Source organism: Succinimonas sp., from assembly GCF_045225735.1.
Classification (GTDB): domain Bacteria; phylum Pseudomonadota; class Gammaproteobacteria; order Enterobacterales; family Succinivibrionaceae; genus Succinimonas.
Window position 1 is genome coordinate 1 of sequence record NZ_JBGVBR010000089.1, and the last position, 6,952, is coordinate 6,952.

At 45.5% G+C, this 6,952-nt stretch carries 6 protein-coding genes; 1 reads left to right on the forward strand and 5 read right to left on the reverse strand.

The features are described 5' to 3' along the window. Positions 1 to 16: 16 nt before the first annotated feature. Positions 17 to 1,000, reverse strand: coding sequence for a YihY family inner membrane protein (locus tag ACJROR_RS03235; RefSeq protein ID WP_406041183.1), 984 nt, complete (start codon positions 998 to 1,000; stop codon positions 17 to 19). A gap of 115 nt (positions 1,001 to 1,115) precedes the next feature. Then, positions 1,116 to 2,954 (reverse strand): translational GTPase TypA, encoded by a 1,839-nt coding sequence (gene typA, locus ACJROR_RS03240; RefSeq protein ID WP_406041181.1) that lies wholly within the window; start codon positions 2,952 to 2,954, stop codon positions 1,116 to 1,118. A gap of 287 nt (positions 2,955 to 3,241) precedes the next feature. On the opposite strand from typA, the gene glnA reads away from it, so the two are divergent. Further along, on the forward strand, positions 3,242 to 4,663 hold the full coding sequence (gene glnA / locus ACJROR_RS03245) for a glutamate--ammonia ligase (RefSeq protein ID WP_406545838.1): 1,422 nt from the start codon (positions 3,242 to 3,244) through the stop codon (positions 4,661 to 4,663). A 65-nt stretch (positions 4,664 to 4,728) separates the two neighbouring features. Here the strand turns inward: glnA and gmk are convergent, their stop codons facing one another. The 3 genes from gmk to ACJROR_RS03260 form a co-directional block, all read right to left on the reverse strand. Continuing rightward, the gene (gene gmk, locus ACJROR_RS03250; protein ID WP_406041177.1) at positions 4,729 to 5,361 is read right to left on the reverse strand and encodes a guanylate kinase; all 633 of its coding nucleotides are present in this window, start codon (positions 5,359 to 5,361) and stop codon (positions 4,729 to 4,731) included. A gap of 42 nt (positions 5,362 to 5,403) precedes the next feature. Then, positions 5,404 to 6,105, reverse strand: coding sequence for a ribosome biogenesis GTP-binding protein YihA/YsxC (gene yihA, locus ACJROR_RS03255; protein WP_406041175.1), 702 nt, complete (start codon positions 6,103 to 6,105; stop codon positions 5,404 to 5,406). Between the two features lie 258 nt (positions 6,106 to 6,363). Further along, the coding region (locus tag ACJROR_RS03260) for a DUF3334 family protein (RefSeq protein ID WP_406545839.1) at positions 6,364 to 6,952 on the reverse strand (589 nt) is incomplete at its 5' end.

The following is a 6,952-nucleotide window of genomic DNA, read 5'->3' on the forward strand; positions in this document are numbered from 1 at the left end:
AATACCGGAAATCCTGTTACAGTTCCAGCTGTTTTTCGGCCTCGTTTTCCTCTTCTTTGATAAGACTCTCCGCTTTGGCTCTCACCGCCTTTTCCGCATCCTTGGCAGCAGCTACGGCCGCAGCCTTGTCAGTTGACTGGGTAATCTCTCCATATGCCTTAATGGATGCGGAAATCTCAGCCCCCACCAGAATTACATACCAGTTAACATACACCCACAGCATCAGAATCGGAACTGCCGCTACAGCACCGTAAACAGTGCCATAACTGGAAAAATTCACAATATAGAAGGTAAACCCCCTCTTTATTATTTCCTGAGCCAAAGCCGCAAGAAAAGCCCCCCCCAGGGCGTGAACAAATTTAACTTTGGTATTCGGCACTGCCATAAATACCAGCGTAAATATGACCCAGCTCAGAAACATGGGAATCAGGCTCACCAAAAAGGTGCTGAGATTCCCCAATATCCCGGCTCCCTCGATAAACATCCTGGTGGTGACATACGATGTAATCATCAAAGAAATTCCCAGAATAATCGGCCCCAGTGTCAGCACCATCCAGTACATGGAAAAGGTAGTAATTGCAGAACGTTCTTTAATTGACGCATGCCATATATTATTCAGGGTTATATCAACACGCCTTAACAGCAGCAGGGAAATCCCCAGCAGAACCAGAAGGCCGACTATAGTGGTATTGCTAGCCTGGGAAACAAAAGTGTTAATGTGCTCATTCACCACATCCCCCATTTGCGGCATCAGGTGCTGCATGATGTAAGACAATAATTTTTCTTTAAGCTCCACAAAACTCGGAAACATGGAGAAAATGCTCAAAAGCACTGCCAAAAGAGGAACCAAGGATCCTATGGTGGTAAAGGAAAGTGATGAAGCCAAAACGTCGATCTTATCATCAGACATTCTGTTTTTCAAAAAACGCAGGTATATAGTATGGTTAATTATCCAGTTTTTGGTGTCATTTAAAGCTGTTTTGAATTTTTGGACTAACACTTGGGTCTTTTCCTGTGAACACTTTTAAAAATTGCTTGCATTATAGGACAGAAAAAAAACATCAGCCTCCCAAAAGACTGATGTCTGTATTCTGATCACATAAAAATGCCTGAAATCAGCTTTCGGCTTCGCGAAGAGCGTTTTCAGCCCGGAACGCTCTGATGCGATCCATTTCAGTTAAAAGCTTTTTGCGAATACGAACGCTGGTTGGCGTTACTTCCACCAATTCGTCATTGTTAATAAACTCCAGAGCCTGCTCCAGGGTAAATCTGATAGGCGGCACTAAAACTATGGCTTCGTCAGTGCCGGAAGCCCGGACATTGGTAAGCTTCTTCGCTTTCAGACAGTTAACCACCAGATCATTTTCTCTGCTGTGAATGCCGACAATCTGCCCTTCATAAACTTCCTGAGCATGAGAAATAAACATCTTTCCGCGCTCCTGCAGGTACCAGATAGCATATCCAAGAGCCTTGCCGGTGGCGTTTGAAATCATAACACCGTTCTTGCGCTGGCCGATACTGCCGCCGCGCCATTCTCCGTAGCAGCTGAAGGAATGATACATAAGGCCGGTGCCTGAGGACATGGTCATGAATTCGTTCTGAAAGCCGATGAGACCTCTGGAAGGAATCACATAATCCAAACGAACCCGGCCCTTGCCGTCGGGAACCATGTTCTTGAGATCCGCCTTGCGAGCTCCCAGCTCCTCCATAACGGCTCCCTGATTCTGCTCCTCGATATCTACAGTGAGATCCTCCAGGGGCTCCATCTTGACACCGTCTATCTCCTTAAGAATTACTTCCGGCCGGGAAACTGCCAGCTCATAGCCTTCGCGGCGCATGTTTTCAATCAGAACCGACAAATGCAGCTCGCCTCTTCCGGAAACCTTGAACTTGTCAGGATCCTTGGTTTCTTCAACACGCAGAGCCACATTATGCACCAGTTCGGTCTCAAGTCTTTCCTTGATGTTGCGCGAGGTAATGAATTTGCCCTCGCGACCGGCAAAGGGAGAAGTATTCACCTGGAACGTCATGCTCACCGTAGGTTCGTCTACAGACAGCGGCGGCAAAGCTTCGCAGGAACCCTGAACGCAGACTGTATCAGAGATCTTAACTTCGCCAAGACCGGTGAGAGCGACGATGTCTCCGGCATAAGCCTCACTGACCTCCAGTCTCTTCAGTCCCATATATCCGTATACCAAACCGACCTTGCCGTTTCTGGTATTGCCATTGGCATCAATTATGGTTATAGCCTGATTGGGCTTTACAGAACCTCTTTTAATTCTGCCGACACCGATAACGCCCACATAGGAATTGTAATCCAATTGCGAAATCTGCATCTGAAAGGGCCCTTCCGGATCTGCATCAGGAGGGGATACCCGATCCACAATGGTCTGGAACAGGGGATCCATATTCTCAGAGGGAGTATTCAGATCGAGGGTAGCATAACCATTCAGAGCAGAAGCATAAACGATAGGAAAATCCAGCTGCTCATCAGTGGCTCCTAAATTGTCAAACAGATCAAAAACCTGATCCACAACCCAGTCCGGTCTGGCGCCGGGCCGGTCAATCTTGTTGATGACAACTATAGGCTTCAGTCCCTGCTTGAAAGCCTTCTGCGTGACAAATCTGGTCTGCGGCATCGGCCCGTCCACAGCATCAACCAGAAGAAGAACCGAATCAACCATGCTCATTACACGTTCTACTTCACCGCCGAAATCAGCATGTCCCGGAGTATCAACAATGTTGATACGATAGTCATTCCAATGAATAGCAGTGTTTTTGGCGAGAATGGTAATTCCGCGCTCCTTTTCGATAGCGTTGGAATCCATAATTCTTTCCTGCCCTGCCATGGAACGATCCAGGGTTCCGGACTGACGTAACAGCTGGTCAACAAGTGTTGTTTTACCGTGATCAACATGTGCGATTATGGCAATGTTTCGAAGGTTCTCTAACATAGATGCCTCTGGTTATGTGGAAAAAAATAATGGCGTATTTTACTATCTTGCATGTGATCTGCATAGCAAAAAACGTGATTTTTATCAATTAATCATCCATGGCTGAAGACGTTTCGGCGCCGCTGCATATCAGCCGCATATATCGTTCCAAATATATTTTCAGGAGATGCTTATATGGTCATTGAGACCATGCAAATTATGCTAGAATGACAATCGCATGTGTTTCGCTGAATGTTCATCTCAGGAATGCATCGCTTTACCCGTTATTTCCTCGGAGACTATTCCAAATGTCAGTTCTCGATGCTTTACATTTCATTACGAACAATAAAGTTAAGTTCATTGACCTTCGTTTCACAGATACCAAAGGCAAGGAACAGCATCTTTCAATTCCATCCAAAGATGTGGATGAAGATTTCTTCATCAATGGCAAAATGTTTGACGGTTCCTCCATGGCAGGATGGAAAGGAATAAACGAATCTGACATGATTCTCATGCCGGATCCTGAAACCATAAAGCTTGATCCTTTTTATGAGTATCCTACGGCGCAGATTCGCTGTGATATTCTCGAACCCACTACCATGCAAGGATATGACAGAGATCCCCGTTCCATTGCAAAAAGAGCAGAAGCCTATCTTAAATCGTCTGGAATAGCCGACTACGCCATTTTCGGACCGGAGCCTGAATTTTTCCTTTTCGATGATGTCCGTTTCGGCTGTGAAATGAAAGGAAGCATGGTAGAAATTGACGATATTGAAGCTGCCTGGAATTCTGTTACCGAGTATGAAAACGGTAATAAAGGACACAGACCTGCTGTAAAGGGCGGCTACTTCCCGGTGCCTCCTGTTGATTCTTCTCAGGATATCCGTTCTCAAATGTGTTTGATTCTGGAAGAGATGGGATTGGTAGTAGAAGCCCATCACCATGAAGTAGGCAACTGCGGACAGAATGAAATTGCCACCCGTTTCAATACTCTTACCAAAAAAGCCGATGAGGTTATGATTGAAAAGTATGTAGTATGGAATGTGGCCGACATAAACGGCAAAACCGCTACCTTTATGCCGAAGCCGGTAGTGGGTGATAACGGCTCCGGAATGCACGTGCACCAGTCTCTGGGGGTCTACAAAGATGGCAAGCCCTGCAATCTCTTTTCCGGCGACCTCTACGGAAATCTTTCTGAATTGGCGCTGTGGTATATCGGCGGCATAAAGAAGCATGCCAAGGCTCTTAATGCCTTTACCAATCCTTCAACAAATTCCTATAAGAGACTGGTTCCGGGATTTGAAGCTCCGGTCATGCTGGCGTACTCTGCCATGAACCGTTCAGCTTCCATCAGAATCCCGGCCTGCTCCAATCCAAAGGGAATAAGAATCGAGGTCAGATTCCCGGACTGCATGGCTAATCCTTATCTGGCCTTCGCCGCTATGCTCATGGCCGGCATTGACGGAATAAAGAACCGCATTGATCCGGGGGAGGCGATGGATAAGAATCTTTATGATCTTCCGCCGGAAGAGGAAGCGCAGATTCCTCAGGTATGCGGCTCGCTGCAGGAAGCTCTGGACAACCTGCGGAAGGATCACACATTCCTTACCGAAGGCGGTGTTTTCTCTGAGGATTTCATCGATTCATACATCGCTTTAAAGCAGCAGGATGTGGATAAGGTAAGAACTACTCCCCACCCCGCAGAATTTGAACTCTACTACTCGCTTTAAAGCCTGATTGATGTTATTGATTTGAAAAAGCTCCTGACAGATGCCAGGAGCTTTTTTTAAAGGTCTTATTCAGAATACCCCGAAAGAAGATTGTCCAGGATATATTTCTGAGAGATTTTCTGGTTTTCCAGCGAATGCCGGGAAGCATTTACAATCCCCCAAAGAGCATCCAGACTTTCGGAAAACACATCGTTAACTATAACGTAATCATACTCCGTATAATGACTTATCTCCCTCTGGGCCTTCGCCATTCGCTTATTGATAACTTCTTCTGAGTCCTGAGCCCGGGATATCAGCCGTCTCTTCAGTTCCTCAAGACTCGGAGGCAATATAAAGATACTTCTGACCTCCGGCTCCAGCCTCCTGACCTGCTGAGCCCCCTGCCAGTCAATATCCAAAAATACATCCTTGCCTGATTCCACATTAGCCCTGACAAATTCTCTTGATGTACCGTAGTATTTATCAAAAACATGAGCCCATTCGTAAAAAGCATTTCTGTCAATAAGCTGCTTAAACTCGGCTTCGGACACAAAATGATAGTCAACGCCGTCCTTTTCTCCGGGTCTCATGGGTCTGGTGGTATGAGATACCGACATATAGAGAGAGCCATCCTTATTATGCTCTTCAAAAAGGGCCTTAAGAAGGCTGGATTTACCAGCGCCGCTAGGTGATGAAACAATAAAAATCGTACCTTTCATTGTTATTTTCCTGTTTGTTTTGCCTGTTCGCAATAATGTGAATTAATCCTGACTGTATTTATTCCATGCTTCCTCGTCGAACTTGTGTTCCGGTTCTGTCTCCGCTTCCGTAACTTCTGCTGAAGGAGCTTCCTCCTGAGTAAAGCCATGGAATGTTTCATAATAACCGGAAAGAATCTGCCTGACCTCATCAACACCGGTTTTATTCAGAGAAGAAAAAACCACAACCCGGTATGTCGCGCCAAATTCAACAAGGCTTTTCTTCACGCTGGCCAATGTTTTTTTCTGCTCGTTAATACCCAGCTTGTCTGATTTTGTCAGCAGAATCAGCACCTCCAGATTTGACAGAGCAGCCCAGGTCATAACCTGCCGATCCAAATCCTTGAGAGGATGCCTGATATCCATAATCAGCACCAGAGCTCTAAGACATTTTCTTTTCTGAAGATATTCCGTCAGAGACTGCTGCCACTTGTTCTTTACAGCCAAAGGAACCTTTGCAAATCCGTATCCCGGCAAATCAACAATTCGGCAGCCCTCCTGCACCTCAAATAGATTAATCTGCTGAGTCCTTCCTGGAGTTTTACTTGTTTTTGCCAGATTTCTGATATTGGTGATGGCGTTAAGCGCAGATGATTTTCCGGCATTAGATCTGCCTATGAAAGCTATTTCAATGCCTGATTCCGGGGGAAGAGTACCTATATGAGGAGCACTGGTTATAAAATGAGTTTTGTTAAAATTAAGCATTTGAAAACACCGCTAAAACTATCTTCTGATAATTTTAACACGTTAAAGAAAAGTGAAAACCAAATAAATGACAGTTCCTCAAAAGGACGGATGTTTTCCAAGGGGGCTAAAAATGATATAGCCAGCTTGCATTAAAGCGGGCAAAAGAAAGCTCCTCATGACAAAGATAAACTGGAGCACAGACAAAGCAGCATGACCAAACGACAGATTACCAAAATAATGCCGCCTTCTGTTCTGAACAGGGGGTAACAGGAGTATTTACAATCCTAACGAGGCCAGAAGATCATCCGCATCAGAGGCAGACATATTCTCTTCTACCGGTTTCACTTCCTGCTTATGCTCTTTCTGAGCTTCAACATTAGCAAGGATTTCGTCAGGATTAACGTCCGTCTGCGGAATAAACTCATCCATCTGAACAAATTCTGTATTATCCATGGCCAATTCCATGTAGAAGATGTTGTTCTTCTCTGTGTAGAAGGAAACTCTGTAAGCCTGAGGCTTATCAAGATGAGCATTTACGCTGATGCGAACCTGGCGGTTAAGAGTCAGCATCTTGGGCTGGCTCTGAGTAATGGAAGTACGTAATTCCTGACTGACCTTCGAGGTAAAGTCACCAAGAATCTGATTCATCAATTCTCCCATAACATTGCCAACTTCATCAGAGGTATATACTGTTGCCAGTTCCTCTTTGGGAAGCCCCATATTGATGAGATACTGAGAGTAAACCTCCATGGCAGCTTCGGCTGTGAAATAAATCACCACCAAGCCTGCGAAAGCGCCGTCAAAAAGAACAAAGCACCCGATATCCGGTTTAAGACATGTCTTGGAGATCTTCTGAACCATCGGA